Genomic DNA, 25,619 nt, shown 5'->3' on the forward strand with positions numbered 1-25,619 from the left:
AAAGTTAGCGTTCCTATTTCGGCATTCCCTGCGCGAATGAGCCCTTTTCCACCCTCTCATTGGGATCATGATAATATTTAAACCTGAAAAGCGCGTCAAGGCCATGGCAGTCGATGCACAGCAGGCTGTAAGTCTGCATCCTGAGAAAACTGTTGGTTGCTGTGCCTTCAACATTCGCGCCCGTGCCTTTGTTATGAAATTTCGGGTCCCATTGATGAACGTTGTGACACGACGGGCATGAGATATTGCCGACTGACACGTTCTTCCCTGTATGCTGCTCAAAGAGCGGGAAATAGTTGGGCTTCCCCTTTGCATCTTTTCCAACGTTGGTAATAAGCTGCCCTTCAGGATGAGAGGCAATTGTGGGGACCTTGTTTTTTGCAACGCCGTTATCAGAGTGACAGGAATTACACATCATGTCCATCAGGTTGCCCCCTTTTGCAAAGCTTTGTCCCCAGAGTTTTAATTTGTTCTTGCCGTTGTGAACAATATGACAGACGCCGCACGGGCCTGATTCAGCAGGGGTCTCTCCGGTAATATTTTTTGAATCAGGCGCGGTAACAATCATGTCGTGGTCGGTCCTTTCAATATAGCTTTGTTCGGGATGGCAGTTCCCGCAGAGACTGGAAGACGGTGAGTTTGCAAGCCTCAGGAAACTGTTTTGTGAAGTGCCCTCAACGGTTGAATGATCTCCCGGTATAATTTTTGCGGGGTCCCAGCGGTGAGGGTCGTGGCAGGTCTGGCATGCCATCAGGCCGCTTTTCGATACCTTCCCGTTTTTGTCAAAAAGCGGCAGGGTGGTGGTGAGCCCTTTTTCTGCAGGAGTGATATTTAAGGGATGGGAATAGTCCTTCACTATTTTTTTCTTTGCCATGCCGTTTTCATTATGGCAGCTTATGCACAAGTCCTGCACGACCTGCCCGCTCTTCGTGGTTATTTCCCTGGCCCAGAGGTAGCTTTTCTGGCCTCCGTGCACGTTGTGACAGGACCCGCATAGCCCTGACTGGGCCGGCGTTTGGTCAAGGTAATTTTTTGTCTCAGGGGCGACCTTCGCGATATCATGCTTGGAGTCGGCAATGTAAAATTTATTGCTGTGACATTCCTTGCACAGATCAGGAGCGGACCTTCTGAGAAAGGATGTTTTATTGTCACCCTTTATGTCTTTCCTTATCTCTCCTTCAGCGGAATCAGCGCGCCATCTGTGAGGGTCATGGCAGGTCGCGCATGTGACATTGCCGCCTTTGTCCTGGATGCCGAATTTATTGAAAAGCGGAAGGGTCAACTTGTCCTTTTCGACCCCGATAACTGTCAGCAATGTGTCCGGCGAGTTGCTTTCAAAGGGGTTAACATCCACAGGATGACGATAGTCTACCGGAATGGCCTTCTCCGCGATATTTCCCTTACTGTGACAACTGAGGCAGAGCCGTGTAGTGAAGTCCGTCCCTTCTCCGGCCTTTCTGGCCTCTTTATGCGGCAGGTGACAGGGCGAACAAATGCCCGACTCTGCTACGTTCTTTCCGTCAAGATTCTTTTCTCCCGGTGCGGAATTCTGGAGATTGTGTTTTGTGACCTCAATATATTTTTTATCGGTATGGCAGGTCAGACACAGCGTGGACTTGTTGTCCCTTTTGATCAATAACAGTTTCTCCTCGATCTTGTTATTGTGCACCTTATGACATGTCTGGCATATGATCTCGGCATTGAACCCTAATTCCGCCCCTTTCTGAAACAGCTCTTCCGGTATCTTCACTTTTTCAGGTTTTACATTTATGACGTGATAGTGGTTCCTTTTGCCGTCAGGGGTAAAGATGTTTTTGTCCGTATGGCATTCGAGGCAGAGGCGGGAGTCCTTTGCGCTCTCTATAAGGAAACTTGCGTTCGGAGACCCGTGGACCGTGTGGCAGGTTTCACAGATGATCTGGTTCTTCCCGTCCCCGATTACAGCGCCGTAAGAAACGAGGGCCTTCGGAATCTCTTTCTCTCCCGGGCCGACAGGGTGGTTGCCGAAGGCAGTTCCCCCGTCCTTGTCAGCGTGGCACATTACGCACATTGCTGAGTTCTTGTTTGACGTCCTGACAAAGATGGTCCTCTCCATCCCCATCTCGCTCGGCACTCCGTGCGCGGTGTGGCAGGTAAAGCACTGCATCTTGCCGTCTTTGTCCAGCGGAAATATTTTCGGTATCTTCATTGAGGCGGGAGGCGGCTGGTTGATCTTGTGCCTTAAGTCATTATATACCCTTGCCCTCGAATCAACTACGCTTCCGTCGTGACATGAAAAACACATCTCGGGCTTTGCCACGGTCTTTTCACTTGTATACGGCACAAGGTCCGAGCCCCTTCCCTCGATATAGAAGGTGTCTATCCAGTTGTAATGGCATATCGCGCATTCTTTGGCCGAATCCGGATTTCTCGGCGCAGTTTCCGAGGCGGCCGAAATGCTTTCAAAATAAAAAATGCAAAATGCAAAATGCAAGATCAGGGATATTTTTAATATATTCTTTCCCCGGACTTTTGACTTCTGACTTTTGACTTCTGACATCTCCCCTGTCATTCCGCATCCTTTTCCAACTGGTACACGCTTACCTTTTCTGCGAACATTTCCACGACATAGAGCCTGTCTTTATTGTCTATGAATATCCCTGCTGGCGTAACGAATTTCCTGACCGCTCCTTTGTCCGGATCGCCGATCGCCGAATAAAAATCGCCGACCGGTTCAAATACCTGGACCACTCCCATATAGCTGTCGCTGACATATATCTTCCCGTTCCTGTCAATTGCGACCCCTTTGGGCCTGAAGAATTCACCTTTTTCAACACCCCATTTGCCGACGCTTGCGACATACAACCCTTCGGGACTTAAGATCTGGACGCGCGTATTGATGACATCCACTATGTAAAGATAGCGCTCTGCGTCAAGGGCCATCAAGAACGGGTATCTGAATTCCCTGTCTCCTTCTCCAGGCGCGCCGTAAGATTCGATCTTCTGCAATGTCGCGCGGTCATATGCGTGAATGCAGTGATTATCATTGTCGACTATGTAGATTTTGCCCGCGGATTCGTCAATTGAAACATCTGTCGGGTCTGCAGGCCTGCCGTTTTTTGAAAGGACCCTGATCTGTGAAAGAAAACCCCCGGTTGAATTGAAGATCTGCACGCGGTGATTGCCGGAGTCCGCCACGTAAACTCTCCCCGCGCTGTCAATGCCTATGCCCAGCGGAAATTTAAACTCTCCCTCTGCCGGTCCCTTTGCTCCGAATGAAAATATGAACTTGCCGTTTTGATTGAAGACCTTGACAGCGCTGTTTACGCCGTCCACGACATATATCAGCCCTTCCTTTGAAACTGCCACATCGCTGGGCTGTTTGAAGCTGTAAGTTATATCAAAGAGATGCTGAACATTCGTCAGCCTGACGGCTTGGGCCGGGGCAGGCAATGCTGAGAAGGCGATCAAAAAAACACATAGTACACAGAGATAAGCAATCCGCAGATTGCTCAGGATTACGCAGGTTTTTAATAAGAGCCTTTTGCTTAATCTGAGAAATCTGCGGCATCTGTGGATGAAATTTATCATTCTTTGCGCACTCTGTGGTTAATTAATTTATATCTCACTTTTTACCGCTTTTTTTTCCTCGACCTTCGGCAATTCTTCTCCCGGATGGAGCATCCTCGGCATGTAGAACTTTGTGTAGTTCTTTATCATCCCGACGACTTCCGTGCTCACTATGGAATCTATTCTCTCTTTCGGATACCCGAGGTCGGCAAACGGCAGCAAAGACGCCTCCTTCTGGTGGCAGTCCTCGCAGATGGCCGGCTGTTTACTGACTATCTTATGTATCAGTTTTTTGGCCCTTGATTTCTGCGCCTCCGAGAGGGATTTTTCTTTTTCCCTGTATTCGCGTGAAAAGGCCATCCGTTCCTCCGAGTCGATCCTCTGGAGCTTTCCGTCAACGCGCTCAAAAGGAATGATTTTTGCCTTGTACGCGCCCGGCGCTGAACCCTTCACAGGGCTTTCGACCAGTTCCCCGTTGGTCCTGTCATACCATTTATAGACCCTTGTCTTCTGCGCCCCCTCGAGTTTTACGTGGCAGGTCTCGCAGCCGACAAAGAACGCGTGCATATTCAGAAAGGCCCTCAGCTCTTTTATGTGATCATGCGGCATATCGCCGTGGCAGTCCACGCAGTATGACCGTTTGTCCGGGCCGATCTGGAACCCGATATGGTGGAAGTGCCCCTTTATCCTTCTCTCTTCGAGGATCTTGTAACCGAGGTAATGTTTTATCTTCTCGTCGCTTTCGAGTATGATCTTTTCAAAAGAGGTCTTTGTCGCTTCGTGTTTTTTCTGCTCTACTATCTGCCCGATCTCCAGGGCGCGCTCCCTGCCGTGATATTCTTCTATTATATGCGCGAAGGTCACTTCCCAGATTATATAGATGAAGAACACCGTGAGCGCCATAAAACCCAGCATATATATTTTATAGAATAGTTTTTTCATGCAGAATGCCCTCCTTCCGTAGATTCATGCGTATGCCCGCCGTGCGGAGGCAGTATCTCATGCTCCAGCCCCGCCTCTTTCATGACTTTTACGTAGTGTTCGTAATGTTCTTCCGCCATAAGTTCCTCGGACATGTATCCCGTCAGAAATACCGTCCCCATAGGGAAAACGGATATTGAGAAATGGACGTTGTACCAATGCCAGATGAATAGAAATAGAGCGGCAAGCAGGGCCTCATCGCTGTGGGCAATCAACATGAAGTTTAAAAGCCCGCCCGGCAATAAATGCGTGGCGAGTTCCTTGTTCCATATGATGAGGCCGGACAGCCCTATGATGACCATGCCCCAGAACGGCGCCCAGTAATCAAATTTTTCTTTCCATGTAAAATTGTCGCCATCAGGCCGTTTGTTCGTCAGGAACAACAGATACTTCATAAGGTCCCTGATGTCAAACGCGTCTTTGAGGTTCGGGACGAGGGGTTGTTTGGCCAGTATCATGAGGACCTTCATTACACTCAACTCTCCTTTCTGCTTTAAGGGGAGGACCTGTTTTTTGTAAATAACATATGCCAGGTATCCGATGTGATACACAAACAGTATCAGCAGTATTACCCCGGTAGTTATGTGGACAATAGGGGCGGCCTTTATGCCTCCAAACAGTGCGTAGAGATACGGCGCCCACGCGGCATTGGAGAATTTCAGCGGCATCCCGGTCAGTACCAATGTAACTACCGACCATGCGAGGATTATATGCTGTATCCTCTGGTTCATTGAAAATCTGTAAAAATACCTTTTCCCGTCTTTTATCTTTATCGCAGGATAGCGTTTCATGTCTTATTTCCTCCTTTTAATGACAGCATTAGGGAAGAACCTTCTTATCAGGTCAAGTAATATTATGCCCATTAAAGGAAGCAGTGTGCCGCCTGTCAGCACAATGAAAAACACCGTGAAGAAGTATTGGGCAGGGCTCTGTTTAAGATTGAATTCAGCATGAACATTATACGTTGCAAGCTTGGGTGAGGCGTTAGGATGACAATCTATGTTTGAGCAGATCTTTCCCCGGTTCATATCATTGGTGGAAGCCTGGGTGTTTTTATGGCTCAACATCTGGTGAGCGGACTGGCCCTTGTTTACGTGACAGTCAAGACAATCCGGGATCCTTTCATCAAGGAACCGGGCGGCCTTCCCGTGGAAAGTCTCTCCGTAGGAGAATACGGCCTTTGTTGACAGCCCGTGTCTCTCCACAAGCTGTGAATCGTTGTGACACCTTGCGCAGACCTCAGCGATGTTGATGGGGTTTCTGCTCTTATGCAGTCTTGTTGTAACGTGATTGTAGAACCTGTAGATAAACTCGTCCTTCTTGTGGCACACCCTGCATCTGCCAAGCGACGCCTCGGATATCCCGGGACGCACTTTCTTAAAGAAAGACAGGGGCCTGTATAACGGCTCATCATGGCAGTCCTTGCATTCAGGAAAATCGTTGGCATATTTTTTTGATTTGCCTGCCGGATCAATCCTGCCGTGTACGCTCTGGCTCATGTCGGCGTCCACGCTTTTGTGAGAGAACTTTTTTTCGCTTGACGGCTCGATAATATGACACTCCACAAGACAGTCAACCTTTTTTGCGGGTTTGTGCGGGATCTCCGTGATGTCCGTATGGCATCCTTCACATTTGACCTTGGAGTGGACGCCGTTGTTATAGATGGATTCGTTGATGAAGAAAAGCCTGAACTTCCCTTCTTCATCAACCCTGCTCATTCCGGGATACTTGTGACACAAAAGGCAGTTGCCTATGTCCGCCGCAAAGGCGCTGCCGGGAGAGGAGAAAACCAGGAATGGAATGGACAGAAAGAGTAAAAGATAAGACTTTAGATTTGGTAGTGATACCTTCATACTTCGCCCCCTTCTACTGCAAGTTTCTGTTATTTGATTTGTAAGACTATACCCTCTATGATTCTTTTATATCACAGATTTTTTGTTTGTAAAATAAATTATTATTATGGTGAGATAATCGGGGTGGGACTTCATTTACAAAATGATTAATAAAGGCGGAGTAATTAAGAATAAAAATCACAGAGAGTGCAGAGGTTTTAAATTTGCCAACAAAAGAGAAGGAGAAGCTGCTTCCGGTTTCGCAACTTCTCATTCTCATTTTTTCATTATCAGTCTCCAATCCCCGGGCCCGGAGCTTTGCCGTAATACTTGCGCCAGATGTTGAAGTCCTGTATCCAGACAGTCCCGTTTCCGTCCAGATCTACATATGCAGGAGCTGGCGGAACTGTCTGGCCAGACCATCTGCGCCATTCGTTATAATCTATGATATTTACAAATCCGGTGTTGTCAAAATCCGGATCACACAGGTCGCCGTAATGTTGTGTGCCTGCCACAGATAGGTTGTCATCATCTGCTGAGTTGCTGTCCCTTTGATCAGGATTTGCAACCAGTCGGCAGTTGTCACATACGTCACCAACTTTGTCACCGTCTGAATCGGCTTGGTCTGGGTTTGGAGTAAGGTAACAGTTGTCGTCACAATTTACTGTGTTGCCTCCGGTACAAGAATTGTCCCCCGCGGTACCACTTAGGTCCCCATCATCAGGAATACCATCGCCGTCTGTGTCAGCCATAGTGACAATCTTATTTTCCCGGTTGCCTACTTCGTCGTAGTAATAATCAATCGCAGCGCCGTTTTCGTAAAGAACACTCTCCAGCCGGTTCAGGTCGTCATAGACATAATCTATGGTCTCTGCTGAATACGATAACGTTGCTCCAAAGAAGATAAATGTGACAATTGCTAACCCTGTTAATGCTTTGCTCCCTGATTTAAATACCATTTCCATGCCCCCCCTTTTGTGAGTTTTTTTATGATAAGTCCTCAGATTTTAGCTTATTTGTATCATCGTTTAGGTTTTAATACCTATTCATTTTTTCATCTATTAGAATATATCTTGTATGATTGCCCCCGTTCTTTTACCTTTCTTTATATCATTTTCCAGACTTGCCACCTTTCTGAGGCTCTTTAATTTTATACTCACGCATCCAGTCTTTCCTTTTAACATCCTCGCGCCAAGGCTTTCCAACTTTATAAGATTCTAATTGCGAAACCAAATTATTCATCAGATTCTCATTATTATCTTTTTTAAGTAACGTAATGGCTCTTTCCCCCGTCTGGACTGCCTCTTTGAAATTACCTGATTCAGCATAAGCTGCAGCCAGCGTACCCAAGAAAACCACTTCACCCGGACGAAGTTCAATTGCTTTCAACGCCAATTTTAAAGCCTTAGTTCCATCTCTAAACTTGCCGTCAGTACATGAAGATAAGAGAGCTGAATAGTTGTTGTATACTAATGCATTCTGCGGGTCTAACTCTATTGCTTTTTCGTAATCTTTAATAGCAGAGGCAAAATCTCTTTTTTCGTGCCAGGTATTTGCACGGTTAAACACTGCCTGAGCATACTTCGAATTAAACTCTATTGCTTTTGTATAGTCAGAGATAGCGTTGTCAAGATTACTCTTTTCATACCATGCCTCAGCTCTAAAATAGTATGCCTCAGAGTTGCTTGTATCAATTTTTATCCCCTCTGTATAATTATCAATGGCACTCTCATAATCTCCCTTACCGAAGAGTGTTGATGCCCTGTTAAAATAAATTCTACCTTTTAAAGAATTATTAGGGTTAAGCTGTAACGCCTTTGTATAATCAGATAAAGCAAAGTCATAATTACCCTTACTATTCCAAATAAAGCCACGATTAATATATGCCTCGATAAGTTCTTTATTTATTTCCAATGCCTTTGTGTAATCAACAATGGCATTATCCAATTTACCCATCTTAAACCAAGCAACTCCACGATTATAATATATATCCGCATTGCGTGGATTTATTTCTAAAGCCATGTCATAAATTTTTATAGCCGATTCATAGTTCCCATCCCTGTTTTCACGATTACCTCTGCTAATTAGATAATTTTCTTCTGAGCAGCCATTTAACAATGGAATTGTAATTATTAGACACAAAACAATAACGTTAGAACTCTTCATAATCATATTCTGCTCCTATTTACACATGTTCATTATTTTATTGTACACAGGTTTCATGGTATCAATGGGATGAACAATTGTTTCGTATATATTAGCGTCAAGTGCATTTTTGAATGCAATTGGCATTGTTATTATATTTACAGTTGTGGATAATGAGTCTCCATATGCATTCTTAACGCCTAAGTTATTTAACATTGCATCATGCTGTATTGATGTTTCATAAAAATTAGGCACATTATATTCAAAAAACTCCATGAGGGAACTCCCGGGTTTTAGTACATCTGCAGGAGCATTAACGGATCCCATCACTGCGGGATCTCCTTGCTTACGTAACCATTCCGCTAATCCCTCAGAATCAATCAGCAATATCGGGTTGTTGCCAACATACGCCATGAGGTTAGTATCACCCCCCTCAAAGCCAATGGGGTCTTCGCTTATGAATCTCCCAACCTCAGGGTCATAGTAACGTGCTCGCATGTAATACATTCCGTTCGGCTCAGTCATAACTCCATGTTGCCCAACAAACTTGAGCGGCTGAGGAATCGCTTCTACTTGATTGAGAATTTTCCCGAATGGATCATACGCATATTTATTCACAACCGCCTGTGATGAATTACTCATGGCAATCGTGCTGCCTACTGCGTTGAAATGATAAGTATACACCTGATTCGCCGGGGTAACCCTTGCGAGCAAACCCGCTCCATAGATGTAATAGCTTGTAATGTTATTCGATCCATCCGCCTCTGCAAGCAAATTCCCGCTTGCATCGTATATGTAGCGTGTAGTTACTCCGTCTCTCACAGCCTGAACACGATTACCTTTACCGTCATAAAAAAACTGAGTATTACTGCCAATTCCGGTCAACCGATGCTCATAGTCGAACGAATATGTCGAACCGTAAGCTGTAGACAACTGTCCCTCAAAGTCATACCCGAAACTTGCGGTATTGGCAGCTAACAGACGGTTCTTTTTGTCGTTGTACGTATAGCTTGCGTTCTCAGGTGAAAGTATCTGCACCAATGGTTCATTCTGAACAACCTGCGTCCGGTTGCCGTTACCGTCAAGAGTGAAACTATAGCTCGCCAGTGTCGTGGCATCCGACTTTTTATTCTCAAGTGAAATCAATCTGTTTGCATTATCATAGCCATAGATCGTTACTGTGCCGTTGAAGTTCATAACGAAGTATAAGCGCCCTGCATCGTCATAATAATATGTCGCCGTCTGATTCAGCCAGTCAATCTTGACCGTCTCCAATCGATTCAATTCGTCATAAGTATAACTCACCGATTTATTCCCCGTATATATTAGCTTGGTCATATTGCCGTTAGCGTCGTACTCGTATGATACGGAAAAGCTTGCCGGATTCAGAGAGTAGGTGAATGTGGAAGATGTCAGCCGCCCGATAGTGTCATAAGCATAGCCTGTATTGCCTATTGAATCCTGCATTACCGTAAGTTGATCGTATTGGTCATAAGTGTAATTGACTGTCGAGGTATCAGGATATGTGACTCTTTCAACTTTATCGGTCGGCGTGTAAGCATAATCTATCATGTGACCCTTGCGGTCTATTTTATAAAGCAGCCTTCCCGCGTCATCGTAGGTAAACGATGTAGTCTTGCCCAGAGGGTCGGTCTTGAGTTTGAGTTGCAGGCGGTTATTATACTCGTTAAAATTTGTAGTGCTGCCAACCTGATCGGTGAGGCTGTACATTATGCCAATTGGATAGTAATTGGTAGTCAGCACGGGATGAGCGCCAACCTTTGTGGTCTGCGGATTGCCGTAGCTGTCATATGTCAGTGTTGTTACCGCGCTGCGTCCGTCAGTGGTCGTTTGCGTCAGTCCATTCGCATAGTAAGAAGCTGTTGTCTGTGACAATCCATTGTCAGTCGGCAGAAGATTTGCGTCATAGAGAACGCCATACCTTGACAATGCCGGATGATGTTCGCTGTCATATTCAACATGACTGCCGTGAAAAACGTGATCAACGGTGTCGGTCAGTCTGAATTGCGCATCGTAAACATAATCGGTAAATAAGCCCAACGCATTGATGGTAGTCGTTAGATTATGGTTCCCGTCGTAATAAAACCACGCCTGATTCCCTTTCGCATCTACCGTCTCGACGACATGGTTTTGCCCATCGTATTGAGTTGTCTTTAAGTTTTCAAGCGCATCCTTCTCGGCAACTGTACGCCTCTTATCATCAATGAAATAGATCGTCTGGCTGCCGGATTCTTCCCGGATGTTCCTGTATCCTGAAAAATAATATTTGTGAATCGTGCTCGTCCCCTGTCGCGGCTCGGTCTGCTCTTTGACTCTGCCGAGACTGTCATAAACATTGGTTACAGTTGTGATGCTCATAGGAGTTGCCTGTGTAGTCATTCTGTGACTGCCGTCGTATCCGTAACTCCATACTTTGCTTTCAGGATCGGCGTAGCCAGTTAAATCATCGATGGTATATCCATATGATACAAACCTGCCTGCTGAATCGGTGACAGACGTAAGCTTGCCTCCCGGATAACCCAGAGTAAGTGAGCGGTTAAAGGCATCCCTCACTGTTATTAAGTCATTTCCGCTGTATGTAAACGTCATTGTATTGCCGTCCACATCAACCCATGAACTGATCTTGTTGTCGGAGTTGAAATTGATCCGCGTTCCAAAACGCTCCTGTAGTTGATAAAGACCCGTCTGTTTTACAAGCCCTGTAGTCACGCCCGGCGGGGAGCTGTATGTTCCGTCCGGCAGCATAATGTAAGTCAGCACTTTGTCCTGCAAGTGGACCGAGACGGCATTTTCAAAAAGTTCATCCATTTGCCATTTGCCTGTAAGAGCCGCTGTTGTCCATTCTTTAACGGTTGGCATGGATGAACTCATGAGATCGAGTGTGACTACTGAAGCCACTAATGACGCGACCGCATCAACAGGCTGACGCATTGCAAGTCCTGAATCCACATCGCTGTGAGTATTCACATATATGTTGTAGCTGTGCGTCCATCCATAGCCAAGATTGCTCTTCTCATTATGATTATCGCTGTTGTAGTAGCGTTTGAAATGCAGGCCAAGCGGCTCCTCGCCTCCAAGCCCGATGTCTTCCTGATCGAGGACATATGCGCCGGTGGTCATATCTACAGGATCCCCGCATTGAGCGGTTGAGATATGGGATGGAAAGAGTAGCTCTGAGCCGAATTCATTTTGCACGCAATAGGTGCAGGTCTGCAGCGGATATGCTCCATACCCTCCGTAATAATCACCTCCTATAATCATGCCTAATTCCGCTTTGCCGGAGACATCCTGGCTGTACTTCACGTATCCCTTGCCCCTCCATTGCAACAATGCTATCTGGCCGTTTGCAGGCAGCACTAACGTCACGCCGCTATTGACCGCACTCTGAAAATCCTGCAAGTCCTGCGTGCTGTAGCCTGTCAACTGGGTTTGAATACCTGAGAAGTTTGCGCTGTTTGCGAGAAATATTTTGCTGCCCTGTGAATTGGCCAAATGAATCAACTTAATTGTAGACGCTGCCGGTCTGTCCACTCCCTGCAACTGTTCAAGCACCCCGTGTTCAAGTGCGCTGCCAAGAAAACTGCCTGCCTTAAAACAAGCATTCTCATCGGCAGTGATGTTGTTTCGGGAAATATATGAGTTCACCTGCGTCTTGACATCAACATAATAACCTTGTTCCTGCGCCATTATGCCGAACCGGTGATGCCTGATGCCAATTACGTTTGAAAGCCGGGCAAGCAGATTGTCTGACAGCGTGGTCTGCTGCATCCATGTTTGCCCCATAACATTGAGCGTTTCGGTCAATACCTCCTTTGATGCATCTGATAACCCGCCTGTGCGGTAGTCTTCAAGAATCCTCTGACGTTTTTTGAGATGCTGTCCTTTCTCACTACCGCCAAAGTCGGAAATAATGACATAAGAAGAGCCGCGTTTCAAATTATACGTTGAGGTCTGGTCCCCATACGTTCCGGAATCATCGGCATAAGGATGATCAATCGTTAATGTCATCTGTGCAAGGCCAGCTCCTGAAACAGGAGGTGTTTCCACTGCAATCAATTCATCATCAAGCCATAATTGCGCAGCAGGAGCAGAGACCGTCTCACCGGTAAGCGGCAAGTCTATTGTATTAGAAATGCCGTCATAGGTGAAGCTTACCCGAATGTCTGCGTTATGAACACCCACTGCATTTGCAAGATATTTTACATCGATATTGCGAGACTGACCCGATGAGAGAGTCCCGCTTCCACCGCCGCTGAGTATCTGGAAACGGCTGCTGTCGGTCCCGACTAAGCTAATGCTATTGATGGTCAAACTCAGCGTCCCGCTGTTTTTCAGTATTGCCGTGCCCTGAGTAAAGTCATTTAGATACCTTTGTCCGAAGCTTATGCCATAAGAGCCCGTGAAGTCAGGCGCATACACTGTTTGCCCTGAAAGCGGAAGGTCAATCTGATATCCTGAAATACCGTCATAGTTGAATACGATGTGTATATTTGCGGTATGTGTGCCTCTTGTTGTTGCCAGATAGCGGACGACGATATCCCTGTAACTTCCCGCAGAAATATTTCCCGTGCCGCCGCCGCTTATAATCTGAAACATATTAGGATTGCTTCCCGTTAGTGACATGCCGGTAATCGTTAGCGTCTGTGAACCGCTGTTTTTCAGACGGGCCGTATTGTCCAACGGCTGGTTTAAATAAGCCAGCATGCTGACGCCGTATGAGCCGGAGAGATTAGGAGATTCAGCTACAAATCCCGTTAAAGTCCAGGTATCAGTATTATGTGAATATCCTGAATACCATGTTTCCAGATTAAAGGTTGCAGTCTTGGTTCCCCTGCTTTGCCCGGATCCCGAAAACCTCACCTCAATCGTAAAGCTTCCACATGGCGCTACGGTGCGATAACCACCACCGCTTATAATTGAATATGCGCCGTTTGAATTGTTGCTGAGCCATGAGTTCACATATAATGTCGGATTGGAACAAGAATTGGTCCATGTAGGAGGCCATGTGGAAGAACCGCTGCTGTTAACACTGCCGAAATCTATCGAGCCCTGAAAACTCTGCGTGGTAACAGTTCCGCTATCCCGTGTCCGGGGAGGTACAATCTCTCCGCTTGAAATAGTTACAGTCTCCGAAGTTAAAAACGGCTCCTCTGTTAACGGCAAAGTTGTACTTGCAGGAAGTGCGGCAGATTGCCCTTGAACTGGAAGCGGGAGACCGGATACCTCTGCAGATGTCGTATGGGGATCGAGAGATGTTGCTCTGACAGGTGCGCCTGCTCCGCTGCCGCCCGTGTCATATGTTATTGCCAGCCTTTTTCCGGCTATATCATGAATTGAGAGTAATTGATCTATCTGTCCGTGCTGGATATGGACTTTATGAACATAAGTATCCGGGATACTGTCCCAAGATGCTGTAATTGTATATGGAAATCTCAACCCTGCCGGATACTGTTCAGTTATTTCAGTAACAATCTTTCTGTCTCCGAGTATCTCAGACATTTCAGAATTCGGATAATTTGTGCGGAGAAATGATGTCAGGTTTGTTGAGTATTCCACAAGCTTGCTGCGGAGAGCGGTCATTGTACCGTATACATACTGAATCGCACCGATGCCCGCATTATAAGTCTTACTCTCTGTCAACAACGCAATCATCAACGACGCCTGGTCAAAATCATTCCCGCTGCCGTCAAGATAAGTAAGAGTAGCTCCCTTTAGCGAGCCGAAATAAGGTACGTAGTCAATGTGATTATGGACATAATCATAAATCAATTTTGGGTCATATTGCAGGCCGCGTGCGAGTTCCTTAATTTCATCGGATATCACAGTTGCGGAAGCAGCGAAAGAAGCAACGCCCGTAACACCCACTGTTCCCTGCACCCCTGTTCTTCCTTGTTTGGAATTAAAGTAAGCCATTGCTGCTTCAGGACTTACAGGGTCAGCCGTTCCCATAAACCAGCCAGGGCCAAGCACCACGGCATTTACTCCGGTAGCAATAAATATTAAGAATAGCAAAGCAAAGATGACAACTGCAAATAGATACTTTTTTTCTGATAATACTTTTTCCATACCATGTCCCCCTTGGTGAATTGAAAAATTGGTAAAGATTTTTTTGGATGGATTAATTTAACATTTCAGAAACGCCTTGTCACCTGTCCGAAAGGACAGTGTTGATTTTGTTTACAAAGCGGAGTTTACTTAGTGGTCCTGCTGCTTTTTCATATTCTCAGCGGACACAGCGGACATAATGTTTCATAGAAAATGAATTGCTGTTCTTGGCATCGAATGACACATTGCCGCCATTAAATATAATCTGCCACGCGTAGACTGGATTTAAACTGCTGGTTGAGGACCAGTAACTGCTTGCAGAAAACTTGGTGTCGGGGAAATACCCGGCATTTATTGAAGGGGCTGACACTGAGTAGTCAACAAGGCTCTCAAGCTCCTTTATGTCCGGCACCCGCCAGTCGGTATGGTCCGCGAGATCGAGATCTTCACAATATGACAAAGCCTCCTGCCAGGACCTGTTGCCGCTGTCGTCTTTTTGTTGCCACATCAGTTTTGTATTATTGTCAGTCACTGTGCCGTTCCCGTTGTCGGTGAAGTCATCGGTACTCGCATAAGGACCGCGCACGCAGCGCACATAGTTGTCGCTGTCTTTAGCTGCAGGTGATATAAAGCCGAGGTAGAAGCTCACGAACCATGCGGAGCCGCCGGCCGGATATTCGCTTGAAGTCCAGTAGTAGTCTGACGTGGCATCAGGGAAGTATGCAGTGTTTATCGAAGGGTAATACGTCCCGTAATTTACAATGCTCATCAATTCCCTTTTTGAAGGCAGCCGCCAATCTGAAAACCCGGATAACGTCAATGAGCCGCAGACGTCTTCTGTGCCGGGATTATGCGCGGCGTCATATATGCCCGCAGCCTCATACCAGCTATACACCTTTCCGTCATTAATTTTCTGCCACATGAGTCCGGTCACGTTGTCGGTCACCGTGCTGTCATCATTGTCCGTGAAACTCATGGGATTGGCTGAATACTGGGCGTCTTGTCCGTAATGAGGCGATCCTGAGGACGGACAAAGTATTTGCCCGGAGTCATCAAGGCATATCTCCTGTCCGGTATCAGGGATGGTTGATGTCACCGGAATTGCCGGTGCAACGGCTGTTATTATCACCACATCGGCAGCGCTGTCTGACTTTCCATCATTGACAATGAGGCTGATTACATATGTGCCCAACATATCCACTGTGAAAGCCGGACTTGTGATGGCCGGGTCTGATAAAACCGCCGCACTTCCTTCAGGCAAAAATACAATGGACCAACTATAGATCAACGTATCTCCGTCCGCATCCGCGCAAGCTCTTCCGTCGAGAGTAACAACAGAGCCGATCACAACATTACGGTCAGCCCCTGCATCAGCGGCAGGCGCTGAATTTACAGAAGGATTTTCCAGGGCATTTTCGCTGGAATTCCCATCGGGCTTCACATTGTTGTATGCCTCTCCCATATCTCCGCCAACACCGCATCCGGCAAGCAGCAATAATAAAATTGAGTATACCGCCAGATGTCTCATCCCCGTTGACAACATTGTTCCCCCTTTGAGTTCAAAAAAGACTGGACGATTTCTTGGATAAATTAGATTAGCAGGTTTGAAAATATCTGTCACCTGTCCGAATGGACAGGTGTGGTCTTGTTACATGATGGGAATTACTTGGTGATCCTGACGCCTTCCTGCTGCTTTTCCACCCTGTCTTCGGGGTCGTGATAATACTTATACCTGAAAAGCGCATCAAGGCCGTGGCAGTCGATGCAGATGTTATTGTAGCTGACGTTCCTTAAGAAGCTGTTTGTTGCGTTGCCTTCGAGCTTTTCATTATTCCCTTTTTCTTTTATCAGTGGACTCCACTGGTGGGCGTTGTGGCATGTAGGACAGGAGATATTTCCTACACTTGTATCCTTGCCGGTCCTCCTGTCGTATATCGGAGCATAGTCCAATGATTCCTTGTTGCTCCTCATGACGTTGTTTATCAGCCTCTCCTCAGGATGAGTTGCGATAGGCGGGATCTTGTTCTCGGCTATATTCCCCTTTGAATGGCAGCTCTTGCACAATGAATTTATAACGTCTTCACCCTGCGCGATTGTGCCGTAAGGCCTTGCCCACAACTTAAGCTTATTGGGAGCGTTATGAACGAGATGGCAAGCGCCGCACGTGCCTGATTCTTTCACGGGTTGCCCTATCAGGTTTTTGGCATCGGGGGCCGTTACGTTCAGGTCGTGGTCTGTCCCGTCTACCAGCGCCTTGTCCTCGTGACAGGATTTGCACAAATCGGACGAAGGGAAATTCTCTTTTCTTAAAAAGCTGTTGGTGGCGTCTCCCTCCATATTTTTGAACGCGTAATTAAGGACGGGTTTTCCCGGGTCCCATGTGTGTGGCTCGTGACAGGTGATGCAAACCAGTTTCCCGTCTGCTGTTTTATTGCCTTCGCTGTCAAAGAGGGGCAATTCCGTCTTGATGTTATATTTTTTTATAAAGACATCCACCGGATGATAGTTGTCCCCGATAAGTTTCTCCTTTGCCGGGCCTTTATTGTTGTGGCAGGTAGTGCACATTTGGGTGACGAAATCAGTGTTTCCGTAAAGTTTTTTGGACCAGAGATGGGGCGCCTCAGCGTTGTGCGGTATGTGACACACGCCGCACGGCCCTGAGACAGGCGCATTGAATCCCTGAATATTTTTTTCCTCAGGCGCGGTCACTTCGAGGTTGTGGTCCGATGTGATCAACTGTTTTTTATCTTTGTGACATTCAAGACAGAGGGCGGACGCGTGGTTGGACATCCTCAGAAAGCTGTTTGACGCGTCGCCTTCCACTTCTTTCCCTCCCTTGTTCGTCAGGAAATTCGGGTCCCATGTGTGTACGTTGTGGCAGGTAAAGCACTGGACTTTGCCTTCGGGGTTCTTGGTCCCGTCCTCTGAAAATAAAGGCAGGTTCTCCGGCAGCTTTTCCTTTGAGGAAGGCTCAATGTTTATGGGATGTGAATACTTTCCCGTGTGTTTTATCTTGTAAGCGGTGTCCTCCCCGTGGCATGTCAGGCACATCTGGGTTGCGGGGTTCCCTGATTTAAGACCTCTTGCCCACAGCCTTTTCCCGGAGGAGTTATGAGGCATATGACACGCGCTGCACGGGCCTGATTCCGACGGCAACTGCTGTTTAAGATTTTTCTCTTCAGGCAGGGTGGAGCGGAGGTCGTGCTTTGTCTCGATCAGGGTTTTCTGCTGCTCATGGCAGGTCGCGCAAAGTTCGGAGCCTTTATTGCTGACCACTAAAATTTTTTCTCCCCTGGCGCCGTGTATTTTGTGACAGGTCTGGCAGATCACCTTGTTCGGGTCGGTCGCCTTTCTGCTGCCCATTGAAAATAATTTATCAGGCAGTTTCATCGCAGTTGTATGCACGGGGTGTCCGTTTGAGAATTTGTAGGAGGCCTCATTCCTGTGGCACATCTCGCAGAGGCTTGAATCGATGTTCACTTCCCTGTAAACAGCGGTCCTTCCAAACGGGTCTCCGTGAGGAGCCGCGCCTTTCCCGTGAGCGGAATGGCAGGTGCCGCAGTATAATTCGTCTTTGACGCTAAGCGGCAGTTCGGGAGGGATGGTAACGTTCTTTGACGGTTTTACATACACTGGATGCCTGTTATATTTCCATACTATGTCGCGGGAATCTTTAACATAACCGTCATGACAGCTATAACATATCTCCTCCGAGCTTACAACTCCCTGGGTGTCTCTCATAAGGACGTTGCCGGGCTGCCATTCAACCAGAGTTTCTTTGTCCGTCCTGAAGTCATCCATCCACATGATATGGCAGACAACACAGTCCCTTTTGGAAGAAAGCTCAAGGGAGAAAACCGGTGTGGCCGTAATGCAGAACATGATTATGAGAACTCCAATTAATAAGGAGATCCTATATTTGACCGACATTAGCTTTAAATTGAGTAAATACCGCACCACCACCTGAACCCCTTAGTCCTACTTTGGTTATAAAATCTTCAGCACCGTTATCTTATTTCCCCTCATCTCCACTACTAACAGCCTGTTATTTTTATCAATGAAAATCCCGACAGGCGTGTTGAATACTTTCCTCTTGTTGTTTTCACAGACGACCCCGAGAAATCGTCCCAGGTCTGTAAAGCCCTGCACCGCTCCCGTATAGCTGTCGCTGACAAACACCCTGCTTTGTTTATCAAGGGCCACCCCCTTGGGCCTGAAAAACCTGCCGGGCAGGACACCCCACTCACCGATAATGGAAACAAAGTTTCCAAACGGGTCGAATTTCTGGACCCTCGTATTCAGGACATCCACAACGAGGAGTTCATTGAACTGGTTGACCGTCATCATTCCGGGGAACCTGAATTCGCCGGTCCCTTCCCCGATCTTTCCCCATTCGAATTCAAAGGCGCCGTTCTGGTCATATACCTTTATTTTGTGATTGTCGTTATCTGACACGTAAAGATAATTTTTTATCTTGGAGACCGCCACGTCTACGGGGTCGGATTTTGTCTGCGGCGAATTGGTCTTGACTGAAAACATGTTCAGGAAATTGCCGCTCTGATCAAAGACCTGGATTCTATGGTTGCCTGTGTCGGCGATGAACACGCTGCCGCTTTCAGATATATCAATTCCGAGGGGCCGGTTGAACTGCCCTTTCTCAGGGCCTTCGCTGCCGAACGCAAACTTCCAGGTGCCGTTGCCGTCAACCACAACTATCCTGTTGTTCAAACCGTCAACCAGGTAGATGTCCCCGTTGGGGGCAACAGCGATGTCGCTGGGCTGGTCAGCGCCCGGCTTGATGTCGAAAAGGAATTTGGTGTTAATACAGTCTATGGCGAATGAATTTTGAGGGGATAAATCAGCGAGAAGGGATACGACAATTATTATATAAATGTATATTCGCTGCAACGTTGTCTCTCATTACGGGAATCTGGCGGGCCGGGCTTTTAAACCCGGACCCGCGCCTTTGTATTATACATTAATAAGTTATTCCTGGAAAAGATTGGGGATATAGAATTTTTCGTACTTGGTTATCATGCCCGCTATATTGAGCTGTTCTATATCTACGATCCTGTTCTCCGAAAAGCTGAGGGCCTTGAAATCCATGAGGCCGCCCTTTGAATGACATTTTTTGCATTCATGGCCCTTTGCCTTGATACCCACGTGAAATTTCTTCTTGACATTGTCTCTCTGTTCCGGCGTGAGCTGGTCTCTCACTTTCACGTAATCCTGCGCAAGCGGCGCGTCCTGTATCTGGATCGCCGACTCAAACTTCCCGCCTATTCTGTAGAAAGGGGCTATCTTTGAGAACTGGTCCTCAACCTCCACAAGATTGCCGGTATCAGGTTCATAGCTCGTGCCGAAAAACGGGCCCTTAGGCTCTTTCTCAAGGGGGTTGTACCATTTATATGCTACGGTCACTCCCGGCTTGTCTTCTATATGGCATGTCTCGCAGACGAAGAACTCGGTGTGCATATTTAACATTGCCCTGACCTTTTTGTTCTTGCTGTGAGGATAATCCGAGTGACAGATATAGCAGACCGGACGCATATTTTCCGGAAGCTTCTGGGTCTCAACCATATGGTGGAAGTGCCTGTGCTTTTCGTATTCCTCCTGTCGCTTCACTTCTTCCATGATAGCTGACTTCTGCTTTTCCTCCATCTTCTTTTGAATGGGTACCAGCAGTGCGGGGCCATGAGGCGCGAAGGTTATCTGATAGACGACAGCTATCAGCACTGAAAGCGTAATTATTTTAAAGATAAAACCGATTACATAAACTATCTTCGGATGTTCTAATCGTTTTGGTTCGCCTGGCAATGTAAAGTCACCTCCTCTTAGTGTGTATCGAGTCCTTTTTCTCTTAAGATTTTTTTAATGTATTCTCTTTCTTCCGGGAATTCTTTCAGATTATTAACATATTCCAGAAAGTGTTCTTCTATTTGATGTTCCCTCGTGATCCTTCCTGTTAAAAAAGACCACTGGAGGGGGAATCTCCCCGGCACAAGATGCACATTGGTCCAGTGCCAGAAAACAATGACTGTGATCGCCATGACTGCCTCGTCGGCGTGCATTAACCTCGCGAGGTCCTGAAAGAATTCCGGATTGGGCCATATGGTCGACATTGTCTCCGGATATAATAAGGTGGTGCCGGCAGTTACCAGAACAAAAGTCCCCCATATTATTGCAATATAATGGAGCTTTTGCTTGTACATGAATTTGTACATCTTGGGTCTGTAAGGCTCACGCCCCGTAAAGTATTTGACGTCGTGGACAATATCCTGGACATCTTTTAACCACGGGATCTGTGTCCTCTTGAAGTCAAACTGTTTTTTCATTATCTTTTGAAAGGTGCCGCCAACAATTGTTAAAAGATGATACGCGCTTGCAACGACCATAAAGATCGCTGATATCCTGTGGATAAGCCTTGCTGTATCAGGCCCGCCGAAGAGAGACATCACGTACGGCGCCCACCAGAGGCTGCTGAAATGCAGCGTAAGCCCTGTAGCAGCTAAGATCAGAAATGTTAGAAATGTCGCGAAATGCTGAATTACTATGTGAATTGAATATCTCGGCAGGTCGCCCAACGGATCTGATTTAACATGCTTGTAAATGTCCCTCGGAATATTGCCTACGCCGTCTACATAGGTAAGATAATCATCTGTGTTCGTTATGTTATTTGCATCTGTTGTATCTTCACTGGAAGCCGCCATTTTACCTCCTGGTTTCTATAGAGAATTTATCTTAAACTTTTGGTTTCCGTTTTGCGATACCGCGCCATGAAGTGCCCTTCTTTATCTGCCATTCAATGCCGTCCTTCTTCCTGCCGAGTGTTTCAACTATCGATAATCCGATAAGGCCGAAAACAGATCCATAAAAAGCGAATGTAAGTCCAAACGCTATAAAATGTATTATGGGTTTTTTATGGCTTGAGTGGACATCTATCTTGACAAACCGGTCATTGACGTTTGTGTGACATTGCCTGCAGGTGTTGGCCTTGTTTCTCAGGTTGACGGTAGACTGAGATTCATCCTTTTTATATATATCGTGTATTGAATTGGTAGCATGACAACTCACGCAGTCGGCGGAGACCTGTGACCCGAGGGACACGGACTTACCGTGGATCGAATTTTTGTAAGTATCTACAGCCTCCAGGCTCACCTCTGATACCCTGAATCTCTTCATCTGCTCAGCATTTTCATGGCAGTTCTTGGAGCATAGCTGGACTATTTCCTGGGGTGAGCGTGAGGTCTTGTTCCTGAGACGGTGCGTGATATGCTTGTATGCCATTGTGACGCCCTGTCTTTCGTGACAGTTCAAACAGCGCAGAAGGCTCGTTGACGCAACCCTCTCCTCATCCACTTTTGTATAGATCGGGTTCTGGTGGCAGTATTTGCAATACGGCTTTGCTTTTTTCAATTCGGTCGAGTCATTGGGTTTTAGCCCGTGCACGCTCTTGTTATACACATCTATGATTTTCTTGTGCGAAAAGTTTTCACTTGAAAAAGGAGGCTTGATGTGGCATTCGTTGGCACAGTTGACTTCCTCTGTCACAGGGTCGTGGGGAAGCTTATTAATATAGGTGTGGCAGTCTCTGCAGGGGACGTTTCTGTGGACAGTATTGGAATAGATATTTTCGTTAACATAATAACTTCTCTTCCTTCCCTGCTCGTCTATTCGTCCGATCTGGCGGTACTTGTGGCACATAAGACAGTTTTCCTTATCTGCCGCTTCAGCATTAACTTCAATGAGTGAAAAAAAAGTTACTGTCAAAATGAACAAAGTGATTTTAAATATAGTTGAGCGTTCCAATTTTCTTCCCCCTTCTATCCTGCTTATTTTGTATCTCTACAACCTCTACAGGAAAGAATTAGTTAGTTTTATTTATAGAATTATAAGCTCTACTTAAAATAGGATTTTTTGGTAAAACAAATATTATTAACATTTGCTTTTTCTAAAGTCAATATTACGAATTGCTTCATTAAAAATTTAAATGAGGTTTGGCCAGTTACCTTTGGGTAAAACATCATCAGAAAATTGAACTTTTGGTTATAATAAAAAAATTACCGGGAGGTTTACATGCCTGAAGTAACAGTGGAAAAGATTTCATATGGCGGGTGGGACAATTGCGTGCAGGTAAAAAACGAGTCCATTGACCTTGTAATTACTGTTGATGTTGGTCCGCGGATCATCAGGTATGGTTTCATTGGCCGGGACAATGAGATGTGTGAAGTCGAATCAACGATGGGAATAACAGGCGGGAACGAATGGAGGATTTATGGCGGACACCGCCTCTGGCACAGCCCTGAATCAAAAGAGAGAACATATGAGCCGGACAATTGTCCTGTCGAGTGGGAAGAAATTTCAAACGGCATCAAGACTGTGCAAAAGACTGAACCGGCCTCAAGAATTAAAAAGGAAATGGAGATAACTCTCTCCCCTGACAGCACCGGGGTAACAATCATTCACCGTTTAACAAACACTGGAGTGTGGCCGGTAGAATTGTCGGTGTGGAGCATATCCGCAATGGCAACAAGAGGGACGGAGGTTGTCCCTCAAACCCGCAGAGAAACCGGATTGCTGCCAAACAGAATCATTGCCCTGTGGCCATACACAATGCCTGATGACCGCCGGCTGCGTTTTTGCGGCAACTATATAACTATCCATCAAGACCCCGCCGTAAAACAACCCCTGAAGTTAGGGACATCCAATGAAAACGGTTGGGCCGCATATTTCAACCACGGTCATCTGTTTGTTAAATATTACACGCATAATACAAATGCCCGGTATCCTGATTATGGGGTATCGTACGAGACATATGTAAATAATTTCATGCTTGAGATGGAGACCCTCTCGCCTCTTGTGCTGCTGGGGCCGAACGCATATGTTGAACATACGGAACAATGGGAACTTTTCGATAATGTCCCAATGCCGTCACTTGATGAGAAGGCAATTGACATGGCCTTGGCGGGAAGGATACGTATTTTTTGAAAAGTAACACATGGTTCTTCACTTTCCCTGCTCCTTTAGTAATAACTGAAACCTGCCGAATAAATAGCTGATATGAAATATATGCGTGCCCTGATTTGGGCGCCATGAAGGACAGCTACGCCGAATTGCGTTTAATAATTGGCAGACAAAAGACATTTAATAATTCAGTCTTCCAGTTTCCGGTTTAGTTGACAACATGTATGCAACTTGGTAATAGGTTGTTATCGAAAGGGAATTTGAGGTTTTATTAAGAATGGCTGCAAAATTAGGTCAACTGCTCGTCAGCAATAATATTGTTACAGAGGAACAACTGCTCAAGGCGCTTGATTTGCAAAAGAAAGAGGGGGGACGCATCGGCACAGCCCTTGTTAAGCTGGGTTTTATAACTAACGAAAGACTGGTACAGTTTCTCAGCAAGCAATACGGGGTACCTGCTATTACCCTTTCCGCCGAAGAGATAGATACTTCTGTTGTAAAATTCATTCCGTACGACGTCGCATATAAATATCATATATTCCCGTTCTCAAAAAACGGCGCTACCCTGACAATCGCAATGGCGGACCCGTCCAATGTCTTTGCCATTGACGATATAAAATTCATGACGGGTTATGATGTAAAGCCCGTTGTTGCGTCGGAGGCCTCAATTAAAGATGCGATATCCAGGCACTATGAACAATCAGACGCTCTTCAGACCGTTGTTGAAAGCATAACGACCGAATCAAAAGAAGAAAGCCTGGACTTTGTCAAGGAGACTGAAGAAGACGTTGATATATCCGAACTGAAAACAGCGGTGGAAGAAGCGCCGGTTGTTAAGCTCGTCAACCTGCTGCTCAGCGAGGCGATATCGAGAGGCGCCAGCGATATCCACATTGAACCGTATGAAAAGGAGTTTCGGGTGCGCTATAGAATAGACGGCATGCTTTATGATGTAATGCAGCCGCCTTTAAAAATGAGGTCCGCGCTTTCATCCAGAATAAAGATTATGTCTGAGCTTGATATAGCGGAAAGACGGCTTCCGCAAGACGGAAGGATCAAGCTGAAGATAAAAGACAAATCGGTCGACCTCCGCGTTTCGACTTTGCCGACACTTTTCGGCGAGAAGATAGTCATGAGGATCCTCGACAAGAGCAGCCTCGTGCTTGACCTTACAAGGCTCGGTTTTGAAGAAAAGGCACTGAAGGATTTTAACGAAGCAATAAGCTCGCCTTATGGAATGGTTTTAGTCACAGGCCCTACCGGAAGCGGTAAGACTACAACGCTGTATTCCGCTCTCAGCACCGTCAACAGCATAGACGTTAATATCATGACCGCTGAAGACCCGGTGGAATATAACCTTCTCGGCATCAACCAGGTCCATATCAGAGAGGAGATCGGGCTTACCTTCGCTGCCGCCCTCAGATCATTCCTGAGACAGGACCCGGACATAATAATGGTTGGTGAAATCAGAGACCTTGAGACCGCGGAGATTGCCGTAAAAGCGGCACTTACCGGACACCTCGTGCTTAGCACCCTTCATACCAATGATGCGCCGGGCACCATTTCGAGAATGGTAAATATGGGGGTGGAGCCGTTTTTAGTCTCTGCATCCGTACTGCTGATCCTTGCTCAAAGGCTGTGCAGAAAAGTTTGTAATAACTGCAGAGAGGAAGAAGCCATCCCGGAATCCGTCCTCATCAACGCGGGTATCCCCAAAGATGAAATCGGTACATTTAAGTGTTATAAAGGCAAAGGCTGCCCCACATGCAATGGAACAGGATATAAAGGCAGGATAGCCTTATATGAGGTAATGCCGATAAAAGATGAGATGAAGGAGCTGATTATTAAAAGCGCCACGGCACTGGATTTAAAAAGAGAAGCCGTAAGGCAGGGAATGAAAAGCCTGAGGATGAGCGGCCTTTCAAAACTGAGAGAGGGGTTGACCTCGATAGAAGAAGTCCTGAGAGTGACGTTTAGTGATTAATACAAGAATGTTAAGAATTTTTTGGGTTTTGCCGTATTAATACTTACTGTAAATAGTTAGTGATGGAAATTACTGAAAAATTAATGACGGAAAATCAT

At 46.4% G+C, this 25,619-nt stretch carries 16 protein-coding genes; 2 read left to right on the forward strand and 14 right to left on the reverse strand.

Going from position 1 to position 25,619, the window contains the following annotated elements:
- Positions 1-13 precede the first annotated feature (13 nt).
- The 14 genes from HZB61_06430 to HZB61_06495 all read right to left on the reverse strand — a co-directional run bounded on the left by HZB61_06430 (position 14) and on the right by HZB61_06495 (position 22,382).
- Entirely contained in the window at positions 14-2,551 is a 2,538-nt protein-coding gene (locus HZB61_06430) for a cytochrome c3 family protein (GenBank protein ID MBI5056229.1), read from the reverse strand.
- A complete protein-coding gene (locus tag HZB61_06435) occupies positions 2,548-3,570 on the reverse strand; it encodes an NHL repeat-containing protein (GenBank protein ID MBI5056230.1) in 1,023 nt (340 codons plus the stop codon). The genes HZB61_06430 and HZB61_06435 overlap by 4 nt, the downstream gene beginning before the upstream one ends.
- 27 nt (positions 3,571-3,597) lie before the next feature.
- Positions 3,598-4,491, reverse strand: a complete 894-nt coding sequence (locus HZB61_06440) for a cytochrome C (GenBank protein ID MBI5056231.1) — start codon at positions 4,489-4,491, stop codon at positions 3,598-3,600.
- Complete coding sequence (locus HZB61_06445; protein ID MBI5056232.1) at positions 4,488-5,321, reverse strand: hypothetical protein; 834 nt, start codon at positions 5,319-5,321, stop codon at positions 4,488-4,490. The genes HZB61_06440 and HZB61_06445 overlap by 4 nt, the downstream gene beginning before the upstream one ends.
- Before the next feature lie 3 nt (positions 5,322-5,324).
- Positions 5,325-6,383: a cytochrome C gene (locus HZB61_06450; protein ID MBI5056233.1), complete on the reverse strand. Its 1,059-nt coding sequence runs from the start codon at positions 6,381-6,383 to the stop codon at positions 5,325-5,327.
- Between the two features lie 269 nt (positions 6,384-6,652).
- Positions 6,653-7,327: a thrombospondin type 3 repeat-containing protein gene (locus tag HZB61_06455; GenBank protein ID MBI5056234.1), complete on the reverse strand. Its 675-nt coding sequence runs from the start codon at positions 7,325-7,327 to the stop codon at positions 6,653-6,655.
- Between the two features lie 145 nt (positions 7,328-7,472).
- Positions 7,473-8,534 carry a tetratricopeptide repeat protein gene (locus HZB61_06460; GenBank protein ID MBI5056235.1) on the reverse strand — a complete coding sequence of 354 codons (1,062 nt, stop codon included), beginning with the start codon at positions 8,532-8,534 and terminating at the stop codon, positions 7,473-7,475.
- Between the two features lie 9 nt (positions 8,535-8,543).
- Entirely contained in the window at positions 8,544-14,594 is a 6,051-nt protein-coding gene (locus HZB61_06465; GenBank protein MBI5056236.1) for a choice-of-anchor D domain-containing protein, read from the reverse strand.
- 157 nt (positions 14,595-14,751) lie between these two features.
- Positions 14,752-16,116, reverse strand: a complete 1,365-nt coding sequence (locus tag HZB61_06470) for a DUF1566 domain-containing protein (protein MBI5056237.1) — start codon at positions 16,114-16,116, stop codon at positions 14,752-14,754.
- A gap of 119 nt (positions 16,117-16,235) precedes the next feature.
- On the reverse strand, positions 16,236-18,455 hold the full coding sequence (locus tag HZB61_06475) for a hypothetical protein (GenBank protein MBI5056238.1): 2,220 nt from the start codon (positions 18,453-18,455) through the stop codon (positions 16,236-16,238).
- Positions 18,456-18,560: 105 nt separating this feature from the next.
- Positions 18,561-19,481, reverse strand: coding sequence for an NHL repeat-containing protein (locus tag HZB61_06480; protein MBI5056239.1), 921 nt, complete (start codon positions 19,479-19,481; stop codon positions 18,561-18,563).
- 78 nt (positions 19,482-19,559) lie between these two features.
- On the reverse strand, positions 19,560-20,390 hold the full coding sequence (locus HZB61_06485) for a hypothetical protein (GenBank protein MBI5056240.1): 831 nt from the start codon (positions 20,388-20,390) through the stop codon (positions 19,560-19,562).
- 17 nt (positions 20,391-20,407) lie between these two features.
- On the reverse strand, positions 20,408-21,283 hold the full coding sequence (locus tag HZB61_06490; protein ID MBI5056241.1) for a DUF4405 domain-containing protein: 876 nt from the start codon (positions 21,281-21,283) through the stop codon (positions 20,408-20,410).
- A 31-nt stretch (positions 21,284-21,314) separates the two neighbouring features.
- On the reverse strand, positions 21,315-22,382 hold the full coding sequence (locus HZB61_06495; GenBank protein ID MBI5056242.1) for a hypothetical protein: 1,068 nt from the start codon (positions 22,380-22,382) through the stop codon (positions 21,315-21,317).
- A gap of 267 nt (positions 22,383-22,649) precedes the next feature.
- Between HZB61_06495 and HZB61_06500 the strand changes: the two genes are divergently transcribed.
- Positions 22,650-23,561, forward strand: a complete 912-nt coding sequence (locus HZB61_06500) for a hypothetical protein (protein MBI5056243.1) — start codon at positions 22,650-22,652, stop codon at positions 23,559-23,561.
- 253 nt (positions 23,562-23,814) lie between these two features.
- A complete protein-coding gene (gene pilB / locus HZB61_06505; protein ID MBI5056244.1) occupies positions 23,815-25,521 on the forward strand; it encodes a type IV-A pilus assembly ATPase PilB in 1,707 nt (568 codons plus the stop codon).
- Positions 25,522-25,619 lie beyond the last annotated feature (98 nt).

Source organism: Nitrospirota bacterium (assembly GCA_016214845.1).
GTDB lineage: Bacteria > Nitrospirota > Thermodesulfovibrionia > UBA6902 > UBA6902 > SURF-23.